Genomic DNA, 21330 nt, shown 5'->3' on the forward strand with positions numbered 1-21330 from the left:
GCCGCATGGCGGGAATAATTGGCCAGGTCGCCATGAATGGCGACCCTACGACCATTCAGCGCGTTTTTGTAGGGTCGGCATTCATGCCGACCGTTTCAATGCCCGCTGGGAGCAAACCATGATTCAAATCGATAACCTGCACATCGCCTTCGGTGCGCACACGGCGGTGAAAGACGTCAGCTTTGCGGTGGGTAATGGCGAAAGCTTTGGCCTGGTCGGTGAAAGCGGCTCGGGCAAATCCACTATTCTGCGCGCCCTCGCCGGGCTGAATGCTGACTGGCAAGGCAGCATGCTGTTTGGCGGCATGCAGCTCAGCGCCAAACGCAGCCGCGCCTTCTATCGTCAGGTGCAGATGGTGTTTCAGGACCCGTTTGGTTCGCTGCATCCGCGTCAAACCATCGATCGTATCCTGCACGAACCGCTGCTGGTGCATCAGCTCGATCGCGCCGAACAGCGCATCAGCCAGGCATTAAGCGAAGTCGGTTTACCGGCGGCGGTGCGTTTTCGCTATCCGCATCAGCTGTCGGGTGGCCAGCGTCAGCGCGTAGCGATTGCCCGCGCACTGATCGCCGAACCGGAAGTGCTGCTGCTGGATGAGCCGACTTCAGCGCTGGATGTGTCGGTGCAGGCCGAAATTCTCAATTTACTCAGCGATCTACGCAGCGAGCGCAAACTCACCTACATTATGGTGACGCATAACCTCGCGGTGGTAACGCACCTGTGTCAGCGCATTGGCGTGATGCAGAAGGGTGAGATGGTGGAGCAGCTGAGCGCCGACGATTTGCGTGCGCGGCGCATCCAGCATCCGCATACCGCCCAACTTTTCGATCTCAGCATGACGCTGGAGGAACCGGCATGACCGCTAACTGGCAACACGCCGCGCAGGTCGCACAACAGATCACTGAAAGCTGGCAACAGCCTGCCGCACCGGGCGGCGCAATCGTGCTGTTTGATGCGCAGCAGATTCACTCAACCCACTGCGCCGGCTTGGCCGATTTGGCGCAGCAAACGCCGTTTAGCGCCGACAGCGTGGTGCGTTTCGCCTCCATCACCAAACATATCTTTGCCGCTTTAGTGACGGGACCCGGCCGCCGCTATCTGCAGCTTGATGACACGCTGGCGCAGCATCTGCCGCAGCTTAGCGGCGCCAACGGGCAGATTACCGTGGGTCAGGCACTGGATATGAGCAGCGGCTTGCCGGACGTGCGCGAAACCTTATCGCTGCTGGGATTATCGGTGTACAACGCGACGAGCGCCGCCGACCTGTTGGATTTTATCGCGCGTGAAGGCGAGCTCAACTATGCGCCCGGCAGCGAAATCTCTTACACCAACACCGGCTATCGGCTGGTGGAAGAAGCGTTAAAAGCCAAAGGCGTGGGCTTCAACGATCTGCTGCAGCAGTACCTCTGCGATCCGCTGGATATCAACCTGATTGCGCCGGAAAGCTGGTTTGATGTCGTGCCAGGTTTAGTGCCGGGTTACTGGCAAAACGGCGCACGCTGGCAGCTTGCCAGCGCCGGTTTACATCTTTCTGCTTCGGGTAGCGTGACCGGCAGTCTGAACCATTTGACGCGCTGGCTACAAAGCCTGCTGGCCGATAGCGGACCGGGCGCGGGCGTGCTGCAGCGCCTGACTGCGCCGCGCAATCTCAACGATGGCCGCACCAGCGGTTACGGTTTGGGCATCACCAGCTCGACGCTTGGCAGCCAGACGCTGTTTGGCCACGGCGGTTCGCATGCCGGCTATAAGAGCTATTTCCTGCTGCATCCGGAGTTAAAACTTGGCGTGGCGCTGGTCGCCAATCGCGAAGATGTCACCACCTCGGAAAGCGTGTTGCGCGTGATGGCGGCGCTGCTTAATCGCGAATTGCCGGAGAAAGGACACGATTTAACGCCGGGGCTGTACGTGGCGGAAAACGCGGCCGACTGGCTGGAGATCAACGGCGTGATGGCCACCTGGCTCGGCGCCGGTGAAGCGTTGTGGCGTAATGATGCGCATGGCGATGCGGTGTCGCTCTCCAGCACCTTCCCGATGCAGTTACGCCATGATGGCGCGGCGATTGTGGGTGAAATCGGTCATGCCGCACGACGTTTTGTGCCGGTGCAGGCCGATCGGGCCAGCCTCGATAATCTGCAGGGCCGCTGGTTGGCGCCGCAGTGGCGCAGCGAGTTGGTGATTGAGGACGACAGCCTAATTATGGGCATCGGCCCGGCAGCCATTCGTGCCCGGTTGCAGTCGCTGGGCGGCGATCGCGTACTGGCCACCGCGCAGGATGGGCCGTGGGAGAAGCGTTTTGTGATTGCGCGTGAAGGCGATTCGCTGCGGTTAATGTTGAACCGCAGCCGCGTGGTGAAGTTTAGGCGTTAAACACCGCGCGATGAATCGCGCCGCTACGGTATGTGCACGTATTGGTAGCGGCGCAATTTATTGCGCATTCAGGCCACGCGGTGACGCAATCGTCCGATTTTCTCGATTTCCACTTCAATCTCATCGCCGGGGAACATAAACAGCGGTGGCGTGCGTTTTTTACCGACGCCGCCCGGAGAGCCGGTGATGATCACATCGCCCGGCGACAGCGGGCTGAACGCTGAAATGTACTCAATGATTTTCGCCACCGGATGCACCATGCTGGCGGTGGTATCGTTCTGCACTTCGCGCTGATTGAGCCAGGTTTTAATCGCCAGCTGCTGCGGATCGGGGATCTCGTCGGCGGTGGTCATCCACGGCCCGAATCCACCGGTTTGCTGCCAGTTTTTGCCGGCGGTGAACCAGGTAAACTGCATATCGCGTACCGTGGCGTCCATAAAGCAGCTGTAGCCAGCAACGTGCTGCAGCGCATCGGCGGCTTTCACCTGATAGGCGGCTTTGCCGATGATCACCGCCAGTTCGCCTTCGTAATCAAACTCTTGCGTGGTGGCCGGTTTCAGCAGCGGCTGTTCGTGCGCCGCCAGCGAATCTGCGAAACGTACAAACAGCGTTGGCGCTTCAATCGTCTCGGCAAACTCTTTGCGTTTATCGGCGTAGTTCATGCCAACGCAGAACACTTTGCCAGGATTTTCCACCACCGGCAGGAAGCGAATAGCGCTAAACGGATGATCAACTGGCTGTGAAAGGTAGGCATCGAGATCGCTCAACGCGCCGCGTTGCAGCAAAGTTTTCAGATCCGGACAGTCAGCGCCGAGGCGCGCGCCGATATCAATCACGCCCTCTTGCTGCACAATACCGTAACTTTTTCTTTGCTGGTCAATAAGATAAAAACTGCAGAGCTGCATGACTGCCTCGTTGTTATAGATAAATTGCGCGCAGGTTAGCAAAATTCAGCAGGAAATGCGGACCGACCTGCTGATGCAATAATCAAAATCGCGCAATAAATTGCGCCGCTACGGTACGTGCACATATATGTAGCGGCGCAATTTATTGCGCAAATTATTTCAATTAAGACTGCGTGCTCGCCAGATAGGAGAAGGCACTCAGCAGGCTAATCAGCGTATTCATATCATCCGCGCGATAGCCGACGGTAACCGCGTCGATGCGCGTCACGCCGGGAATCAGGCTGAACAGATCCGCCAGCACCGGTTTGCTGGCCTGCAGCTGCATATCATAAGGCGCGCTCAGGCGCGTGGTGCTGACCTGCCGTTTACGCTGCACGGCGGCGGTCGCCGCAGCGCGAATGGCGTTTTGCGCCGCCTGCGGACTGATGGATTCCGCGCAGGTGTGCGAAATCGCGCGTTTCACGCAGACGTAATCCACCGATGGATAGTGTTCAGCCATCCAGCCTTTAAGCTGATCGTCACCGCTCACCAGCCACAGCGGCGTGCCCTGTTCAGCCGCCGCTGCCGCATAAATGTCGCTTTCGCCCATCACCTTGCCGTTGATGTGAATACGCCAGAACGCGCGGCCGTTAATGGTGTGCGCCAGCACGCCAGGCTCGCCCGCCGCGCTGTGATAGCCAATAAAGAACAGGCCATCAAACGGCTGCTGCTCAATGCCTTCCACCATTGATAAACCGCGCGGTTTGCCCTGCACCATGCGCGCACGCGGATCGATATTTTCCGCACGCAGGTTGGTCATCTGCGCATGGCTGTCGGCCACCACCACTTCGGTGGCACCACCGGCAAATGCGCCATCGATAGCGGCGTTAACTTCCTGTTCCATCAATCCACGCGCCAGTTGGTACTCCGCGTGGCCGGGTGAACACTGATCCGGGCGCATCACGCCCGCAATGCCTTCGATATCGGCTGAGATGAATATTTTCATGAGGTTATCTTGGGTTCCGTGCAATTTTTAACACGGTCGCCATGAATGGCGACCCTACGAAGCGATATGTCTGCACCGGTCATGTGTTTTGTAGGGGCGGCATTTATGCCGACCGGGACAACAGCGCCAATCGATCCAAAACGTCGGTTAACGATGGGCGATGATGGCCGCGGAAACCGGTGACGGCTTCGGCGCTCAGCAAGGCATCCAGCACCGCGTGTTCGGTGGCATCAGCAGCGGCGGCGAGCAGCGGTTCCAGCGCCGATTCTTCCGGCGGCTGCGGCTGCGGCTGGGTGGAGAACGCCACAGCAATATCGCCCGAACCGTGGCCCCAATAGCTGCCCAAACGTCCTAAACCGGCACCGGCGCGTTTGGCGACGCGCTTGAGTTGCCGTGCATCGAGCGGCGCATCGGTCGCCATAATAATGATGATGGAGCCGGCATCACGCTGTGGCGCCAGTTCCGGCAGCAGCGGCGCAATCATCTCGCCGAGGCGCACGCCGTCCAACGTCAGTGCGGTTAAGGCACCAAAGTTGGCCAGCACGAATACGCCAAGCGTGGCATTGAGCGACGGAATCAGGCGCGATGCCGTGCCAATGCCGCCTTTTAAACTGAAGCAGCTCATACCGCGCCCGGCACCGACGCTGCCGCGCGCAAAATCGGCGGTGGCGTTATCCAGTGCCTGTTGCGCCATGGCTTCCGTGATTGCCAGCGCCTGAATATCGTTGAGCCAGCCATCGTTGCACTCCAGCGCCAGCGGATTGACCGTCGGCAAGCTGCGGCCCAACTCGTGGTTGCGGCTGATGGCATCGCGCACCAGCGTGGTAAATAGCGTGCCCACCGCCAGCGTGTTGCTGAGCAAAATCGGCGTCTGCAGCACGCCCAACTCTTCAACCTGCACCAGGCCAACCGGCTTTGCGAAACCGTTGAACACCGCAGCCGCACAGGGCAGCGGCTGAGTAAACAGATTGTCGCCCGGCGGCACAATCGCGGTGACGCCGGTTTGCCGCTCGCCATCGGCCAGCGTGTAATGTCCGACGCGCACGCCCGGCACATCGCTTAGGCGATTGTTGGCACCACTAACGGTGCGCGGTTGTCCCAGCTGACGCTCGCTGCGCCAGCGTTGCAGCAGCAGGTCGCGCTGCAGTTGTTGAAAGTCCATGCTTAGCTCTTTAGTTTGGGATCGAGCGTGTCGCGCAGCGCGTCACCCAGCAGGTTAAACGCCAGCACGGTAATAAATATCGCCAGCCCCGGAAACACGCTGACGTGCCACAAGCCGGCCATCATCATGCTGCGACTCATCGCCAGAATATTGCCCCACTCCGGCACATCGGGTTCCGGGCCAAGGCCGATAAAACTCAGCCCGGCAGCAGTGAGAATACTGGTGCCGATACGCATGGTGAAATAGACAATCACGTTAGAGAGCGTGCCCGGCAGAATATGGCGCAGCAGAATCACGCGATCCGGCGCACCGGCACAGCGCACCGCTTCGACGTACGCCGCCTGCTTCAGCGACAAGGTGGAAGCACGCACGATACGCGCAAATACCGGCACGCTGAAGATCGCCACCGCGATGATGACGTTATTCAGCCCCGGCCCGAGAATCGCTACCACCGCAATCGCCAGTAGCATGCCAGGAAAGGCAAACAGCACGTCGGAGCCGCGCATGATCAGCATATCGATCCAGCGGCCATAATAGCCCGCCAGCAGACCCAGCAGCACGCCGACCACCATGCCGAGCGTGACCGACAGCACGCCAACGTACAGCGAGATGCGCGCGCCAAAGATGATGCGGCTGAAGAGATCGCGGCCCAATTCGTCGGTGCCCATCCAGTGCGTGCTGGACGGCGGCGAGGACAGCGCCATCCAGTCCGGCGCCATCGGGTCCCAGGGTGCGAGCCACGGCGCGAAAATAGCCACCAGCACCAGCAGCAGTACAAAACCACCAGAGACCAGCGCCAGCGGATTACGCACCAGCGCGTGCAGGAAATCACGCCACGGCGAACGGATCGCCTCCTGCGCGTGGGCAGGCAGAGATTGCAGACTCATTACGGCTCCTGTCGCAGGCGAATCGCTGGGTTGACCACGGCATACAGCAGATCGACCAGCAGGTTAATCACAATAAATTCAAACACGAACAGCATCACTAACGCCTGGATCACCGGCTGATCCTGCGCCTTGATCGACTCGATCAACAGCCAACCTAATCCCGGCCAGTTGAAGACGCTTTCGACCACGATCGATCCGCCGAGCAGAAAACCAAACTGCAAGCCGAGCATGGTGATCACCGGGATCAATGCGTTACGCATCACATGTTTCCACGTCACCAGCCGATTGCGCAGCCCTTTAGCTTTGGCGGTGCGCACGTAATCTTCCTGCGCCACTTCGAGAAACGCCGAGCGGGTGAAGCGCGCCATCACCGCCGCCACCGACGAACCGAGCGTGATGGCCGGTAATACGATGTCGCTGGGTTGATTGAAGCCGCTAACCGAAAACAGGCCAAACGGCATGGCGACGAACTGGATCAGCAGCAGACCCAGCCAGAAGGTCGGCATCGAGATGCCGCCGACGGCGACGCTCATCAAGGTCCAGTCCTGCCATTTACCGCGTTTCAGGGCGGCAAAGACGCCGAGGAACAGGCCGAGAATGACCGACCAGGCAAACCCCGCCAGCGCCAGCCACATCGTCGGCATAAAGCCTTGTTTGATGACGTCCAGCACCGGCTGTTGGGTGCGGTAAGTGACGCCAAGATCGCCGCGCAGCAGGCCGCCGATCCAGTTGATATATTGCTGCGGCAGCGGATCGTTGAGCCCGAGATGTTGACGCGCGGCTTCCACCGCAGCCAATGGCGCATCCGGCCCAGCATAGATGCGCGCCGGATCGCCAGGCAGCAGCTTGATGAAGCCGAAGACCAGCAGCGAGACCACCAGCAGAACGGGGATCATCTCCAGCAATCGGCGAATGATGTATGCGAACATGCGGTTCCTTTTGGTTGGGTGCGGTTATTGCCCTCACCCTAGCCCTCTCCCGCTTGCGGGAGAGGGGATAGATCGTGCTAGCTCTCTCCCGCAGCGGGAGAGGGAGTTGAATGTGCCCACCTATTCGTCCCCTCTCCCTTTGGGAGAGGGTTAGGGTGAGGGCTTTACTTAAACGCCGCCTGATTAAACAGGAAGTTACCATCCGGCAGCATCGACACACCGCTCAGCGTGCTGCGCTTGCCAACCAGATTGTCTGGCGTACCGAGGAAGGCCACCGGTGCCTCTTTCCACAACACTTTCTGCGCTTCAGCGTATGCCTCGCCACGTTTGGCCGGATCGGCGGTGGCTAAGCCACCGGCAATCGCTTTGTCGGCTTCGGCATTGCTGAAGTACGAAACGTTGTACGAGGTTGGCACCCAGGATTCGGTGGCATAAAGCGGACGCAGCGCCCAGTCGGCATCACCGGTTGAGGTCGACCAGCCGCCGTAATAGAGGTCAAATTCCGCCTCTTTCGGATCCTTCACGCCCCACAGTTTGGCGTTACGCGTGCCGGAATCCATCGGCGTGACCGTGGCGCGAATGCCGACCGTTGCCAGCTGCGCTTTCAGCACCTGCGCGGCACGCACGCTGGCGGTGGCGTTGGTGACCCACAGTTTCAGGTCGAGGCCGTTCGGGTAACCGGCGGCTTTCAACAGCGCTTTGGCTTCATCCGGTGCATAGCGATAGTTCGGCGCGCTCTGCTTCTGATAGAACTGCACGCCTGCAGGAATCGCCGAGCTGGCCGGTTTGCCCATGCCGGCAAAGGCGACTTTTAGCCATAGATCGCGGTCGATGGCGTAGTTGATCGCCTGGCGTACACGTACATCGGCCAGCGGTTTGTGCTGGGTGTTGATCGCCATGTAGTAGAGGTAAATGCTCGGATCGCGCTGGATCGCCAGTTTGCTATCGCTCTGCACGGTGGCGATCAGATCCGACGGTAGCGGCCAGATCGCATCAACCTGGCCCGACTTCAGTGCCGCGACGCGCGTAGCATCTTCCGGACTTGGCGAGAAGATCACGTTATCCACCTTCGGCCAGCCCTTTTGCCAGTAGCCATCATACTTTGCCAGCGTCACCGCTTTACCCGGCTGCCAGGTGACGAATTTGAAGGGACCGGTCCCCACCGGATGCAGACGCAGCTGCGCTTCTTCCGGATATTGCTTGAGGATTGCCGGGCTCCACATCACTGCCGACGGATGCGCCAGCGTGTTGATGAAGGCACCAAACGATTGGTTAAGCTCGATTTTTACCTGATCCGGCGCCAGCACCGTCACCTTCTCAATCATCTTGTACAGACTGTTGCGCTTGAGGCCTTTTTTCTGGTCGGCGAGGCGATCGAGGTTGGCTTTTACCGCTTCGGCATCAAACGGCGTGCCGTCCTGGAAAGTGACGTCTTTACGCAGCGTCAGGGTAAATTCGGTGGCGCTGTCATTGTTGGTGTAACCGGTGGCCAGCCACGGCTGCAATTTCATCTGCGCATCGAACTGGAACAGGCGCTCAAAGATGCCGCTCTGCACCGAGTAGCTGACGTTGTCTGAGGTATCGTGCGGATCGAGGCCGGTGATGTCGGCATACATCGAAATGCGCAGATCCTGTGCCTGAGCCGCGGCGGCCAGCGAGAGGGTCAATCCGAGCGCAAGCGCCGTACGGCGGAAAATCGGGTTCATGAAATCTCCTGGTATTGAGGGTTAGCGCGAAACAAAGTCAGCGACCCAGTGTTGCGGAGCAACCTGGCGATAACGCGGTTTAATGACCGTTTCTCCCACCTTGCGCAGCGGCGAAGGAATTTCGCTCTCTTCGAAAGTGCGGGGTTGACGGTTCTGGGGATCGGCTACCGGCACCGAGGCCAGCAGACGTTGGGTATAAGGATGTTGTGGCTGGTTAAACACCGACTGGCGCGGCCCGAGCTCGACAATCTGGCCGAGATACATCACCGCCACGCGGTTGGCGATGCGCTCTACCACCGCCATATCGTGCGAGATAAAGATCCACGCCACGCCGGTTTGCTGCTGCAGATCCATCATCAGATTGACCACCTGCGCCTGAATCGACACGTCGAGCGCCGAGACCGCTTCATCGGCGATGATCACTTTGGGTTTCAACGCCATGGCGCGTGCGATGGCGATGCGTTGGCGCTGTCCACCGGAAAACTCGTGCGGATAGCGCTGCGCATGTTCCGGCAACAATCCCACGCTTTTTAGCAGCGCATCGACCTGCGGCGAGGCTTCTTCCAGCGACTTCACCATGCCGTGCAGCAGCAGCGGTTCAGCAATGGTGAAACCAACCGTCAAACGTGGATTGAGCGAGGCGTAGGGATCCTGGAACACCATCTGGATTTCACGGCGCAGCGGCTGGAACTGCGCCTCTTTAAGATTGGCAATTTCATTACCCTGGAAATGGATGCTGTCGGCGTCGCTGTTGATCAGCCGCATCAGCGCACGACCGGTGGTGGATTTACCGCAGCCGCTTTCGCCGACAATCGCCAGGGTTTCGCCCGGCCACAGGCTGAAATCAATCTGCTCCACCGCGTGCACCTGGTGGGTCAGCGCCGAGAAAATCCCGCTGCGAATCGGGTAGTACACTTTCAGACCGCGCACATCCAGCAGCGGCGTTTCATCGTAGCGCGCGGTGCGCTGCTCGCTGCGATCGTTGGCCTCGCTGCCCAACAGCGGAAAGCGCTGCGGCCACGCATATTCGCGCATATCGCCCAGCTTCGGCACCGCGGCGAGTAGCGCTTTGGTATAAGGATGCTGCGGCGCATTGAAGATGTCGCTGACCGTGCCCTGCTCAACCACTTCGCCTCGCAGCATCACCACCACGCGATCGGCGATTTCGGCCACCACGCCCATGTCATGGGTGATGAACAGCACCGCCATCTGCTTCTCGCGTTGCAGATCACGCAGGATGTGCAGAATGCGCGCCTGCACGGTAACGTCCAGCGCGGTGGTCGGCTCATCGGCAATTAACAGCTGCGGATCGCAGGCCAGCGCCTGGGCAATCATCACGCGCTGGCGCATGCCGCCCGACAGCGAATGCGGATAGCTTTTCATAACGCGATCCACATCGGCGATGCGCACCTGACGCAGTAATTCGCGCGCGCGCGCCTCGGCCTGGCTTTTGTCACAAATCTGATGGTCACGCAGCGCTTCAGTCAGCTGATCGCCAACGCGTAATACCGGATTGAGCGAGGTCATCGGCTCCTGAAAAATCATCGCCATCTCGCGGCCACGCAGGGCGCGGCGCTGAGGTTCATTCAGGCTGGCCAGTTGATGGGCTTTGCCCTGACGATCGCGAAACTGCATGCTGCCGCGATCGATACGGCCAGAGGCGGCGAGTAAGCCCATCACCGCCAGCGAGGTGACCGATTTACCCGAACCACTTTCGCCCACCACGGCGACAATTTCGCCCTGATGAATATTAAAACTGATGCCCTTCAGCGCCTGATTTTCGCCGCTGCGGCCGCGAAAGCTGACGCTGAGGTCCTGAATCGCGAGCACCGGTGGTGAACCGGCAACGCTGGCGGCGTTGGGGGTAAGTAAAGTGTCCGTCATCGTTGCTCCGCGTGCGGGTTACAGCCAGATTTGGCCTTGAGCGTAAGAAAGGAACGGCGAGCTGTCAGCGGCCAACCAGATCGGGCCATCGAGGTCGACGTGTTCCGCGGCAATCGCCACCGGCAACGCCGCCTCCATCGCCAGTGATGAGCCGAGCATGCAGCCCACCATCAGCCGCATATCCAGCTTCTGCGCCTCTTCCACCATCGCCAGCGCTTCGGTTAAACCGCCGCACTTATCCAGCTTGATGTTGATCATTTCGTAGCGATTGCGCAGCGGCGCGATGTCTTCTCGCGTGTGGCAGCTCTCATCGGCACAGATTGGAATCGGGTGCGCAAAACGCTGCAGCGCCTGATCCTGACCCGCCGGCAGCGGCTGCTCGACCATCGCAATGTTAAAGCTGACCAGCGCGTTGAGCAGGCTGGGCAAATCCACGCCTGACCAGGCTTCGTTAGCATCAATGATTAACGTGGCGCGCGGCGCGGCCTGACGAATCGCGGCGACTTTCTCCAGAATTTCGTCGCGATTGAGTTTGATTTTCAGCAGGATGGCACCGCGTGATACCGCATCGGCAGCAGCGGCGGCCATGTTCGCGATGGAATCGAGGCTGAGGGTTTCGGCGGTGATCACCGAGGGCGGCTGAAGGCGTTCGCACTGTTGCCACAGCGTGTGTTTCGCCAGTGCAGCATCCAGGCGCCACAGCGCACAGTCCAGCGCATTACGCGCTGAACCCGCAGACAAACGGCTTTGCAGATCGAGGCGGCTCAAACCCGCTTCAATGTCGGCGCGCAGCGCGTCCAGTTCGGCGTTGACGCTTTCCGGCGTTTCATCGTAGCGCGGCGTTGGCGTACATTCGCCACGGCCAATAAAGCCGTTTTGCTCCAGCGTTACGCGAATTACCGTAACCGCCGTACGCGTGCCACGCGAGATGGCAAACGGACGCGCCAGCGGCAGCTCCAGCACTTCAATCTGCATGCGCCGCATGTTAGCCGCGCTCCTGCAGCAGCGCGGCGATATCCGCAATGCCGAAGCGCACCGGATCGGTGGCAGGCACGCCGAATTCAGCGCTGACCTCGGCACAATAGGCGCGCGCTTCCTCTTCGCTGTAGTTCGAGGTGTTGATGGCGAAACCGGCCAGCTGCACGGCATCACTGGTGACATGCGCCGCGCGCAGGTTGGCTTCGACACAATCTTTCAGGCTGACCATCGGCTGATGCGGCAGATGGCGCATATGCGGACGGCCCATTTCGTGGCACATCACCAGCCAGTGCGGCTGCGCACCGTGAATCAGGCCCATGCTGACGCCAGCATAGGAAGGATGGAACAGCGAACCCTGACCTTCAACGATATCCCAGTGATCGGCGTCATTGGCCGGCGACAGCGCTTCAACGGCACCGGCGATGAAGTCGGCAATCACCGCATCAATCGCAATCCCTTCGCCTGCCACTAAAATGCCGGTCTGACCGGTAGCGCGGAAATCGGCTTTCATGCCGCGTTCGCGCATCGCCGCTTCCAGCGCCAGCGAGGTGTACATTTTGCCCACTGAGCAGTCAGTGCCAACAGTAAGCACTCGCTTACCTGTACGCTTTTTACCGCTGCCGACGTTCAGTTTTGGACGCATATGGCGCAGGTCGAACAGCTCCACGCCGAACTCTTTGGCCAATGCCACCAGCTCAGGCTCATCCACCAAACGATGATGTAAACCGCTGGCAACGTTCATACCAGCGGAAATGGCGCTTTTTACCGTGTCGAGCCAGTGTGTTGGCAGGTAACCACCCGCATTGGCGGTACCGAGCACCAGCGTTTTGGCCCCGCGCGCTTTAGCAGCGTTAATATCGAGCTCGTCGAGGCCAAGGCTGACGGTGCAGCCCGGCAATTTGATTTCGCCAACGCACTGCTCCGGTCGCCAGACCTGAATGCCGCGTGCCGTTTTAGCGGCCAGTGGATCGGTTACGTCGCCGAGGAAGAGTAAATAAGGTTGTGGGATCAGCATGATGTTTCTCGTTTCAGACGGTTTATAGGGCCTGAGCTGACTATTTCATGCAGAAGAAAGGGTGACGAATGCTTGTTTAGTAGCGGGGTATAACCTGCGGCTATAGCCAGATCGAAATGTGATGGCTGAAGGGCTAAATCAATCTATTAGCGGGGAAATGGCAGGGAAAGCGGTTGGAGAGATAAGAAAACAGTTGATAACCACAGGTCGATCCCTGACCGCGATTATCGAGGGTATTCTGGGGAGATCTTAATTAAGAGCACCCGGCGGTACGTGTTTGAAGGTTTCTACATAAGAACGGAACACGTAGCGGAAAAAGCGTTTCATAAAGCACCTGATTCAAAAATTGTTGAAGAAATACGCAAAAAGTATAGCGTCTGAGCGTTTTTACCGCAATTATTTTTGAAGTGGATCACAGAATGAGGATTTATTGCGGGTTTGCGGTGGTTGCCATGAAGGTACGACCAGGCACAGTGGAAGTTGTAGGGTGCGCATTTATGCACACCAGGCAGCAGTATCGTTAGTTAAACCAACCCATGTGCTGGCTTAAAATGGTGCAGCCAATACTGATCAGTACCACGCCGCCAAGCACTTCAGCCCATTTGCCCATTACCGGGCCGATAAAACGTCCAACCAGCACGCCGGTGGTCGCCATCACGGTGGTGGCGGCGCCGATGGTGACGGCGGTCATGATGATATTGACCTGCAGAAATGCCAAACCCACCCCCACCGCCAGCGCATCCAGACTGGTGGCGACAGCGGTTAATGCCAGCACCATAAAACCGTGACGCTGCGGCGCTTCGCAGGGCTCATCAGCCGTTTGACGGAAGCCTTCCATGATCATACGGCCGCCCAGCACGCTTAACAGACCGAAAGCGACCCAGTGATCCCATGCCATAACATAGCGACTGGCCGCCAGGCCAATTGCCCAGCCAATCAGCGGCGTCAGCATCTCAATGACGCCAAAGATCAAGCCCGTACGCAGCGCTTCTTTGAAATTCGGGCGATGCAATGATGCGCCTTTGCCCAGTGCTGCAGCGAAAGCGTCCATCGACATACCAAAGGCCAGAATCAGGGTTGCGATAAATGTCATGGGTTTTCAATCAATGCCGCGGAACAGGCCCTGAAGCCGCTACTTCTCCGCATTTATTGTTCAGTAATGAAAAAGTGCGCGCAGTCTAACACGCAAAAACACCAAAAAAAAGACAGTAAAATCAGGGCCTTAAGTATAGCAAAGGCTATAACTCTTAACTTTCGCTATTTTTGACGCTAAGTGAATGGAATAGAAGAAATTTCTTAGCGCGATCCGGCACGGGGATTGCACCCCAGCGCCATTTTATGCGCTAATGCCCGCGCTAACTGATTTGGAAAAATGACCATGAATAACCCGTTCGAAACGCTGATTATCCCGGGTGGCATTCTGCTGCTGGGCTTTCTCTCTGCCCTGCTGCTGCCCGCGCCCTCGTTTGGCATTGAGCTGGCAAAACAGCTGCAAGAAAGTTTGCACCTAATGGATGTTAATCAGCTGTATACGATTGTCTTTAGCCTGTGGTTTTTGCTGCTGGGCGCGATTGAGTTCTTCGTGATTCGCTTCCTGTGGCGACGTCGCTCGCGCTGATCGCTTTTCCTGCAAGGTGATGCATTTTTCTTCTGCATGGCATGCCTGCTCACGCCTAAATTCATCACCACAAAAATGTAACATTACTTTTACACGGCATGGCGAAATATCACGCAACATAAATTCCGCATAAATAGTCAATTTACGTAAATCACTTAAAATTCATACAATTAAATTGTGACACACCTCACTACCTATTAACGCACCCGCTAATAACACTCACAAACCCATAACATTCACATTACTATAAGCGTCTGATTAAGAGATAAAAATCCCTTATGGCAGCGGGGTTGAGCTGATTAATTCTTATGCTGAATCATTTCCGCCTTTAAAAAATAAACAAACGTTTAATTCCGATACGAGAATGTTATATTCGAATGCATATGCATAACGTGCAGTTAACCGTTATCGTCCCCATGACTTATACCTGAGTCTTAACCTTTGAGAAGTAGCGCCACGCGCTCGAAAGAAGCGCGGCTATTTCGCCTGCGAACCTGTTGAGCTTCAGGTCAACAGAGAGAGGAGATGTCGCCTCATGAGTACTACTGCGGTAAATCTGGCGCTCGCCGCCGCTGGCAAGGAAAGCGCAAACCTTCAGGAACGAAAAGACGTCGACGTACTGCTGATTGGCGCAGGCGTGATGAGTGCGACCCTCGGCACATGGCTGCAGGATCTCGAGCCTGACTGGTCGATTGAGATGGTTGAACGCCTCGATGACGTGGCGGTTGAATCCTCGAATGGCTGGAACAACGCTGGCACCGGCCACGCCGCGCTAGCCGAGCTGAACTATACGCCACAGAAGGCGGATGGCAGCATCGACATCGCTAAAGCGGTGGCGATTAACGAATCGTTCCAGATTTCGCGCCAGTTCTGGGCTTATCACGTTCAGAAAGGCAACCTGCGCAATCCCAAAAGCTTTATCCACAGTACGCCGCACATGAGTTTCGTCTGGGGCGACGATAACGTTGAATTCCTGCGTAAGCGCTTCAATGCGTTGCAGAAAAGTACGCTGTTCCGCGGCATGAGCTATTCAGAAGACCGCGATCAAATCACCCAGTGGATTCCGCTGGTGATGAATGGGCGTGACAGCAAGCAGAAAGTCGCCGCCACCTGGACCGAGATGGGTACCGACGTGAACTTCGGTGAAGTGACGCGTCAGCTGATTGCTGCTTTAGAGAAGAAAGCCAATTTCCGTCTGCGTCTACGCCAGGAAGTGCGTGATATCAAGCGCCTGAGCGATGGCCGCTGGCAGGTAAGCCTGCATAATCTGGTCAGCGGCGAAGATCGCGTGCTGACCACGCGCCAGTTGTTTATTGGTGCCGGCGGCGCGGCGTTGCCGCTGCTGCAGAAATCGGGCATTCCGGAAGTGAAAGGCTACGCCGGTTTCCCGGTGGGCGGCTCTTTCCTGGTGACGGAAAATCCGGAGGTGGTGAAACAGCACATGGCGAAGGTGTATGGCAAAGCCAGCGTCGGCGCCCCGCCGATGTCGGTGCCGCATGTCGATACGCGCGTGCTGGATGGCAAACAAGTGCTGCTGTTTGGCCCATTCGCCACCTTCTCCACCAAATTCCTCAAGCAAGGTTCGCTGCTGGATATGTTCGGTGCGATGAATGGCAGTAACCTGAAACCGATGGTGCAGGTTGGCCTGAAGAGTTTCGACCTGGTGAAATATCTGGTTGATCAGGTGCTGCAAAGCGACAGCGATCGTATGGAAGCCTTACGTGCTTACGTACCGCAGGCACAGCAGGAAGATTGGCGTTTGGTGACGGCAGGCCAGCGCGTGCAGATCATCAAAAATGATGCCAAAGAGGGCGGCGTGCTGCGTCTGGGCACCGAAGTGGTGACCTCGGAAGACGGTACAATTTCGGCGCTGCTCGGCGCATCGCCTGGTGCATCAACCGCGGCACCGATTATGCTCGAGCTGATGGCGAAAGCCTTCCCAGAGCAGATGCGTTCACCGGAATGGCAGACCAAAATCCGCATGGTGATCCCATCGTGGGGCCGCAAGTTGAATGGCGATGTGGCGCTGACCGAGAAAGTGCTGGCCGATACCAGCCGCGTGCTGCAGCTCGATTACGAGCCCGTTGTTACACCGGATGCCGCCAACGATGAAGCGCGCGAAACGGCGCATGTGGTGGGGAAGTAACAAGGTAGGATCGTTTGCTGCAAAGATGAGAGGCCGCGCAAGCAGCCTCTTTTTTTATGCCTAACGCAAGAAATGTCCCAAATTGGGATTCAGGTTTGTTATAGTCCCAAAACGGGATTAAGATGCGCTGCATGAGAATTATATCGGTAAGGTCATTAAGGGAGTTTATGACGGCGAACCCCGACTCTTCGCAGCCGTTGAGAGCCTGGATTGATGAAGCACAAAAGGCCGACTGGTCAAGCCCGGCAGACATCAAGGAACAATACCGCCACGCCAGCATTCTTAAAGGTAGCCGAGTGGTATTCAACATCAAAGGAAACGATTATCGACTGATAGCGGCCATCGCGTATCCACAGAAGCTGATATTTATAAAGTTTATCGGCACACATCGGGAATATGACGCGATTGACGCTAATACGGTGGAGCAACGCTAATGACACTAACCATTAAACCCATTCATTCCGAACAGGATTACGAAGCCGCTCTTGAGGCTATCTCGCCGCTCTTTGAAGATGTGCCTGAGCTCGGCACGCCAGAGAGCGATTATATGATCGTGATGAGCATGCTCATTGAGGCATGGGAAAAAAAGCATTATCCCATAGAGGCGACAGATCCGATTGAAGCCATTAAATTCCGCATGGAGCAACAAGGGCTGACAGCCAAAGATTTGGAGCCTGCCATCGGTCGTCGTAATCGCGTTTATGAAGTGCTCAATGGGAAACGTTCTTTATCACTGGAAATGATCCGTAATCTGCATAAGCAGTTTGGTATTCCATTGGAGAGTTTGGTTGGGTTGTGAATGGTTGCGGTCGCCATGAATGGCGACCCTATCATTACGGTGCACCGCCATACGCACCATAATGGTTAACTCAACAACACTGCGTCATACAGCATCCAACCGGTGGTGGCCACCAGCGACAATGCCATCAAACTGTTAAATGCCTGACGTTTCCACGCCACTTGCAGATGGCTGCGTAGGCGGTCGCCCAATGCAGCCCAAATCAAGATGCACGGCAGATTCAGCGCCGCGAATCCCAGTAACACGGTTAGCACGCCGTTGCTGTTGGCGTATATCAGCGCCACATTCGTCACCATCAACCACGCTTTTGGGTTCACCGCCTGGAAACAGATGCCGCCAATTAACGTCATGGGGCGCGGGCGTTCGCGTAGCTGCGGTGCGCCGGCGCGGAATATCTTCCACGAAAGCCACAGCAGATAACTGCATCCGACCACTGTCAGCGGCAGGCGAATCGCGCCCATCCAGTGCAGCAACACATCGAGCGCCATACTCGCCAGCAGCATCTGAATCGCACAACCCAGTAGAATGCCAAATAGCATCGGCAGCGTGCGTTTGAAGCCAAAGTTGACGCCGGAAGTCGCCAGCAGCAGGTTGTTCGGGCCGGGGGTGATCGACATAACGGTGACATAGCTGAAAAACGAGGGATCGAGCATGGCGTACTTCCTTAACAATCAATGATGCCTTCATGCTAATGCGTACGCTGCAATGGAAACAGAGACACAAAATGACTATTGTGATGGATACAGTTATCTCAAAAATGAATTGTACCCATCGCGCGCGGAGGCTTTTGTGTCCCTTCCCCTTTCATCCGGCCAAACGCTGTATCAGCAGTTGGTCGATAGCTTTGCCGAGTCGATTCATCAGGGCACCCTGAAGCCGGGCAAGCGGTTGCCGGCGATTCGCCGCGTGGCGCAATCGCATCAGGTTAGTATCAATACGGTGCTTAATGCGTGGCAAGTGCTTGAAGATCGTGGCCTGATCGAATCACGTCCGCAATCCGGCTATTACGTGCGTGGCGTGCTGCCCGCCGTGACGCGCGCGGTAAAACCGTTACCTCCTAAAATTAACGATCCCAGTGCGCAGAAGCTGGAACTGATTGAGCAGGTGTTCGCCGCGCAAAATAATCCGGAGTACACCAATATCTCGCTGGCCTGTCCGCAGGATGGCACCTTCTATCCGGCGGCGCGTATCGGGCGCATTACCGCGTCGATTTTACGACAGAATCCCGACATTATTGGACGCTATGCGCTTCCGCCTGGTAGTGAGCGCTTACGGGAGGAGATTGCACGGCGCGCGCTGCATAATGGCATCAACCTGCCGCCACAAGCGATCACCCTTACCCACGGCTGCATGGAAGCGTTGCAGCTGGCGCTGCGTGCGGTGACCAAACCTGGCGACTGCATCGGTCTGGAATCGCCGACCTATTTTTTCCTGTTCCCGCTGCTGGCCTCGTTGGGACTGAAGGCGCTGGAAATCCCCACCGATCCGCAGCAAGGGTTGTCGCTCGATGCGCTGGAGATGCTGCTGCAGGAGAAACGTATTCAGGCAGTGATCGCCATGCCCGGCGCACAGAACCCGCTGGGCTATGTGATGCCGCTGGAGAACAAAAAGCGCCTGGCGAAGTTAGTGAACACTTACCACGTTCCGCTGCTGGAAGATGGTTTGTATGACGAATTGCAGTTTGAGTGGCCGCTATCACCGCCGGTGAAGGCCTTTGATAGTGACGGCTGGGTAATTTACTGCACCAGCTTTACCAAAACCGTGGCGCCCGATTTTCGCGTCGGCTGGACCGCCGCCGGTCGTTTTCATCACGCCATCGCTCACCTCAAAGCGGTTTCATCGATGGCGGAGTCACGTTTGCTGAGCGAAACGCTGGCCGAATTCCTGGCAAGCGGCGGTTACGATCATCATCTGCGTACGCTGCGTCGCCGCTATGCGGCGAATCTGGATGCGGCACGCGGCATTCTGGCGCGCCACTTTCCGCAGGGCACGCGCGCTACCCTGCCGCGCGGCGGGTTTGTTTTCTGGGTAGAACTGCCGGGCAAAGTCGATACCGTGGAGATGTTTCACCGTCTGCTGCAGGAGCACATTTGTGTGACGCCGGGCGCGCTCTACTCGCTGAGCGATCGCTATACGCACGCGTTGCGCCTCTCCTGCTGCTATCCGTTTGATGAGCGTTATACCTGGGCACTGCAGCGCACCGGCGCGCTGGCCTGTGAGATGACAGGCCTCGCGCCGGGACAGGATCAGGGTTTGCCGTTGCGGCCCCAGGTGGTGTAAGGCTCGCGCTCGGTCAGGCGCTCGTAATAGGTTTGCACCGCCGGGAAGTGAGGATGCTCCAGCGGTGTTTCGAACCAGCGATTCACCGCCAGCCCAACCGGAATATCCGCCAGCGAGAAATTACGGCCTGCGACGTAGCGCCCGGTTTTTTCCAAATGCTGGTTAAGAATGTTCATGGTGTGCGACCAGCCTTTGACGGCAGCGGCCAGCAAGCGCGGATCCTGGTGCGCTGGCGAGTTGCGTACCAGCGACATAAACGCGTAGCGCCAGGACGTGTTCAGTTCGGTGGCTTGCCAATCCATCCACTGATCAACCGGTGCCCGCGCGCGCGGATTTTCGGGATAGAGCCAGTCGCCGCCGTTGCTGTTCGCCAGATAGCGCAAAATGGTGTTGGATTCCCACAACACGAAATCGTCCTCGATCATCACCGGGACCATCGCGTTGGGATTGAGCGCCATAAATTCTGCTGAGTGCAGCGATTGCGGATCGTCGCCCCAGGGTTCAGATTCATACGCGATATCCAGTTCTGCACACAGCCACAGAACTTTTCGCACGTTAATTGAAGAAGTACGGCCAAGAACTTTTAACATTGCAGACTCCGATTGCAGAATTCTTAATCTATTCATAGCCCTGATGCTGATCTTTCGCAATCGGCAGGATGTAAATCCGGATTTCAGACAACCTCAACGAGGAAGGAGTGACAATGAAGGTCGCATTTAAACAAGTGGATGTGTTTACCTCATCGGCGTTTAAAGGTAATCCGCTGGCGGTGATCATGGATGCACAGGGATTGAGTGATGCGCAGCTGGCAGCGATTGCGCGCTGGACCAACCTATCGGAAACCACCTTTGTGCTGCCGCCACAGGATCAGGCGGCGGATTACCGCGTGCGTATTTTTACCGTTGAAGGCGAACTGCCGTTTGCCGGTCATCCTACGCTCGGCACCGCGCATGCGCTGCTGGAAGCCGGTTGGCCGCTGAAAACGCCGGGCAAAATCGTGCAGGAGTGCGGCGTTGGCCTAGTGGAGGTGAACATCAGCGATGATGGCGCGCTGGCTTTTGCTGCGCCCGCGGCCACCTTAACGCCCTTTAGCGATGCGTTGATGAGCAGTGCGTTAAATAGCGAAGCTTTCGATCTCAGCCAGGCACCGACCATCGTCGATATGGGCATTCGCTGGCTGCTGATTCCGCTGAGCAGCGCGCAGGCGGTGCTGGATGTGGTGCCGTCAGCCTCTGATTTACACCGTTTACATCAACATGCCGACGTTAACGGCACAGCGATTTTTGGCGCGCTGCCCTCGGGTGAGAATGAGCAGTATGAAGTGCGCGCGTTGCTGGTTGAGAACGGCAGTTTGACCGAAGATCCGGTAACCGGTAGCGCCAATGCCTGCCTGGCACGCTACCTGGCGGCACAGGGCCAAACGCAAGATTACCGGGCGCGTCAGGGCAGCGCGATTCAGCGTGAAGGTCGGATTCAGGTGAGTTTTACGCATGAAGCGATCTGGATTGGTGGCCAAACCGTGACGGTGATTGACGGGACGATTACGTTGTAAGGTTGCCATTTATGGCAACCTGCTGGCGTCGCTGTTTAATGAGGTCGCCATAAATGGCGTAATGCCGATCAGTTAAGCGTCGAGCGACTTTCGTTCGCCATCGGCTGGGGGGGGTTT

Annotated in this window: 20 protein-coding genes; 8 read left to right on the top strand and 12 right to left on the bottom strand. The window is 57.4% G+C overall.

Annotated elements, in window-relative coordinates; translation table 11 throughout:
- The first annotated feature begins 118 nt into the window (after positions 1-118).
- Both PMI17_RS19620 and PMI17_RS19625 read left to right on the top strand, forming a co-directional pair.
- Entirely contained in the window at positions 119-859 is a 741-nt protein-coding gene (locus PMI17_RS19620) for an ABC transporter ATP-binding protein (protein WP_007891886.1), read from the top strand.
- Entirely contained in the window at positions 856-2367 is a 1512-nt protein-coding gene (locus tag PMI17_RS19625; protein ID WP_007891887.1) for a serine hydrolase, read from the top strand. Before PMI17_RS19620 ends, PMI17_RS19625 begins: the two co-directional genes overlap by 4 nt.
- Before the next feature lie 68 nt (positions 2368-2435).
- On the opposite strand, the gene PMI17_RS19630 is transcribed toward PMI17_RS19625, so the two are convergent.
- From PMI17_RS19630 to mntP, 10 genes are all read right to left on the bottom strand, one after another.
- Complete coding sequence (locus tag PMI17_RS19630) at positions 2436-3272, bottom strand: fumarylacetoacetate hydrolase family protein (protein WP_007891888.1); 837 nt, start codon at positions 3270-3272, stop codon at positions 2436-2438.
- A 163-nt stretch (positions 3273-3435) separates the two neighbouring features.
- Positions 3436-4257 (bottom strand): M55 family metallopeptidase, encoded by an 822-nt coding sequence (locus tag PMI17_RS19635; RefSeq protein ID WP_007891889.1) that lies wholly within the window; start codon positions 4255-4257, stop codon positions 3436-3438.
- A gap of 103 nt (positions 4258-4360) precedes the next feature.
- Positions 4361-5419 carry a P1 family peptidase gene (locus tag PMI17_RS19640; RefSeq protein WP_007891890.1) on the bottom strand — a complete coding sequence of 353 codons (1059 nt, stop codon included), beginning with the start codon at positions 5417-5419 and terminating at the stop codon, positions 4361-4363.
- A gap of 2 nt (positions 5420-5421) precedes the next feature.
- Positions 5422-6306 carry an ABC transporter permease subunit gene (locus PMI17_RS19645; RefSeq protein ID WP_007891891.1) on the bottom strand — a complete coding sequence of 295 codons (885 nt, stop codon included), beginning with the start codon at positions 6304-6306 and terminating at the stop codon, positions 5422-5424.
- Positions 6306-7235, bottom strand: a complete 930-nt coding sequence (locus tag PMI17_RS19650; protein WP_007891892.1) for an ABC transporter permease — start codon at positions 7233-7235, stop codon at positions 6306-6308. The genes PMI17_RS19645 and PMI17_RS19650 overlap by 1 nt, the downstream gene beginning before the upstream one ends.
- A gap of 164 nt (positions 7236-7399) precedes the next feature.
- The gene (locus tag PMI17_RS19655) at positions 7400-8941 is read right to left on the bottom strand and encodes a glutathione ABC transporter substrate-binding protein (RefSeq protein WP_007891893.1); all 1542 of its coding nucleotides are present in this window, start codon (positions 8939-8941) and stop codon (positions 7400-7402) included.
- A gap of 21 nt (positions 8942-8962) precedes the next feature.
- Positions 8963-10825, bottom strand: coding sequence for an ABC transporter ATP-binding protein (locus PMI17_RS19660; RefSeq protein ID WP_007891894.1), 1863 nt, complete (start codon positions 10823-10825; stop codon positions 8963-8965).
- Between the two features lie 18 nt (positions 10826-10843).
- Positions 10844-11809, bottom strand: coding sequence for an N-acetyl-D-Glu racemase DgcA (gene dgcA, locus PMI17_RS19665; RefSeq protein ID WP_007891895.1), 966 nt, complete (start codon positions 11807-11809; stop codon positions 10844-10846).
- 1 nt (position 11810) lies between these two features.
- On the bottom strand, positions 11811-12818 hold the full coding sequence (dgcN, locus tag PMI17_RS19670) for an N-acetyltransferase DgcN (RefSeq protein WP_007891896.1): 1008 nt from the start codon (positions 12816-12818) through the stop codon (positions 11811-11813).
- 520 nt (positions 12819-13338) lie between these two features.
- Positions 13339-13911, bottom strand: a complete 573-nt coding sequence (gene mntP, locus PMI17_RS19675; protein WP_007891897.1) for a manganese efflux pump MntP — start codon at positions 13909-13911, stop codon at positions 13339-13341.
- 285 nt (positions 13912-14196) lie between these two features.
- On the opposite strand from mntP, the gene PMI17_RS19680 reads away from it, so the two are divergent.
- From PMI17_RS19680 to PMI17_RS19695, 4 genes are all read left to right on the top strand, one after another.
- On the top strand, positions 14197-14436 hold the full coding sequence (locus PMI17_RS19680; RefSeq protein WP_007891898.1) for a DUF1158 domain-containing protein: 240 nt from the start codon (positions 14197-14199) through the stop codon (positions 14434-14436).
- A gap of 535 nt (positions 14437-14971) precedes the next feature.
- Positions 14972-16582 carry a malate dehydrogenase (quinone) gene (mqo, locus tag PMI17_RS19685; protein WP_007891899.1) on the top strand — a complete coding sequence of 537 codons (1611 nt, stop codon included), beginning with the start codon at positions 14972-14974 and terminating at the stop codon, positions 16580-16582.
- A gap of 131 nt (positions 16583-16713) precedes the next feature.
- Positions 16714-17016, top strand: a complete 303-nt coding sequence (locus PMI17_RS19690; protein ID WP_036621935.1) for a type II toxin-antitoxin system HigB family toxin — start codon at positions 16714-16716, stop codon at positions 17014-17016.
- Positions 17016-17381: a type II toxin-antitoxin system HigA family antitoxin gene (locus tag PMI17_RS19695; RefSeq protein WP_007891901.1), complete on the top strand. Its 366-nt coding sequence runs from the start codon at positions 17016-17018 to the stop codon at positions 17379-17381. The genes PMI17_RS19690 and PMI17_RS19695 overlap by 1 nt, the downstream gene beginning before the upstream one ends.
- A gap of 65 nt (positions 17382-17446) precedes the next feature.
- Here PMI17_RS19695 and PMI17_RS19700 read toward each other — a convergent pair whose 3' ends face one another.
- Positions 17447-18034, bottom strand: coding sequence for a LysE family translocator (locus PMI17_RS19700; protein WP_007891924.1), 588 nt, complete (start codon positions 18032-18034; stop codon positions 17447-17449).
- 136 nt (positions 18035-18170) lie between these two features.
- Between PMI17_RS19700 and PMI17_RS19705 the strand changes: the two genes are divergently transcribed.
- Positions 18171-19661, top strand: a complete 1491-nt coding sequence (locus PMI17_RS19705) for a PLP-dependent aminotransferase family protein (protein ID WP_007891925.1) — start codon at positions 18171-18173, stop codon at positions 19659-19661.
- On the opposite strand, the gene PMI17_RS19710 is transcribed toward PMI17_RS19705, so the two are convergent.
- Positions 19628-20251, bottom strand: a complete 624-nt coding sequence (locus PMI17_RS19710) for a glutathione S-transferase family protein (RefSeq protein ID WP_007891926.1) — start codon at positions 20249-20251, stop codon at positions 19628-19630. The genes PMI17_RS19705 and PMI17_RS19710 overlap by 34 nt on opposite strands.
- Before the next feature lie 113 nt (positions 20252-20364).
- Between PMI17_RS19710 and PMI17_RS19715 the strand changes: the two genes are divergently transcribed.
- Positions 20365-21213: a PhzF family phenazine biosynthesis protein gene (locus tag PMI17_RS19715; protein WP_007891927.1), complete on the top strand. Its 849-nt coding sequence runs from the start codon at positions 20365-20367 to the stop codon at positions 21211-21213.
- The last annotated feature ends 117 nt before the right edge of the window (positions 21214-21330 follow it).

Origin of the sequence: Pantoea sp. GM01 (assembly GCF_000282675.1) — a bacterium.
Classification (GTDB): Bacteria; Pseudomonadota; Gammaproteobacteria; order Enterobacterales; family Enterobacteriaceae; genus Pantoea; species Pantoea nemavictus.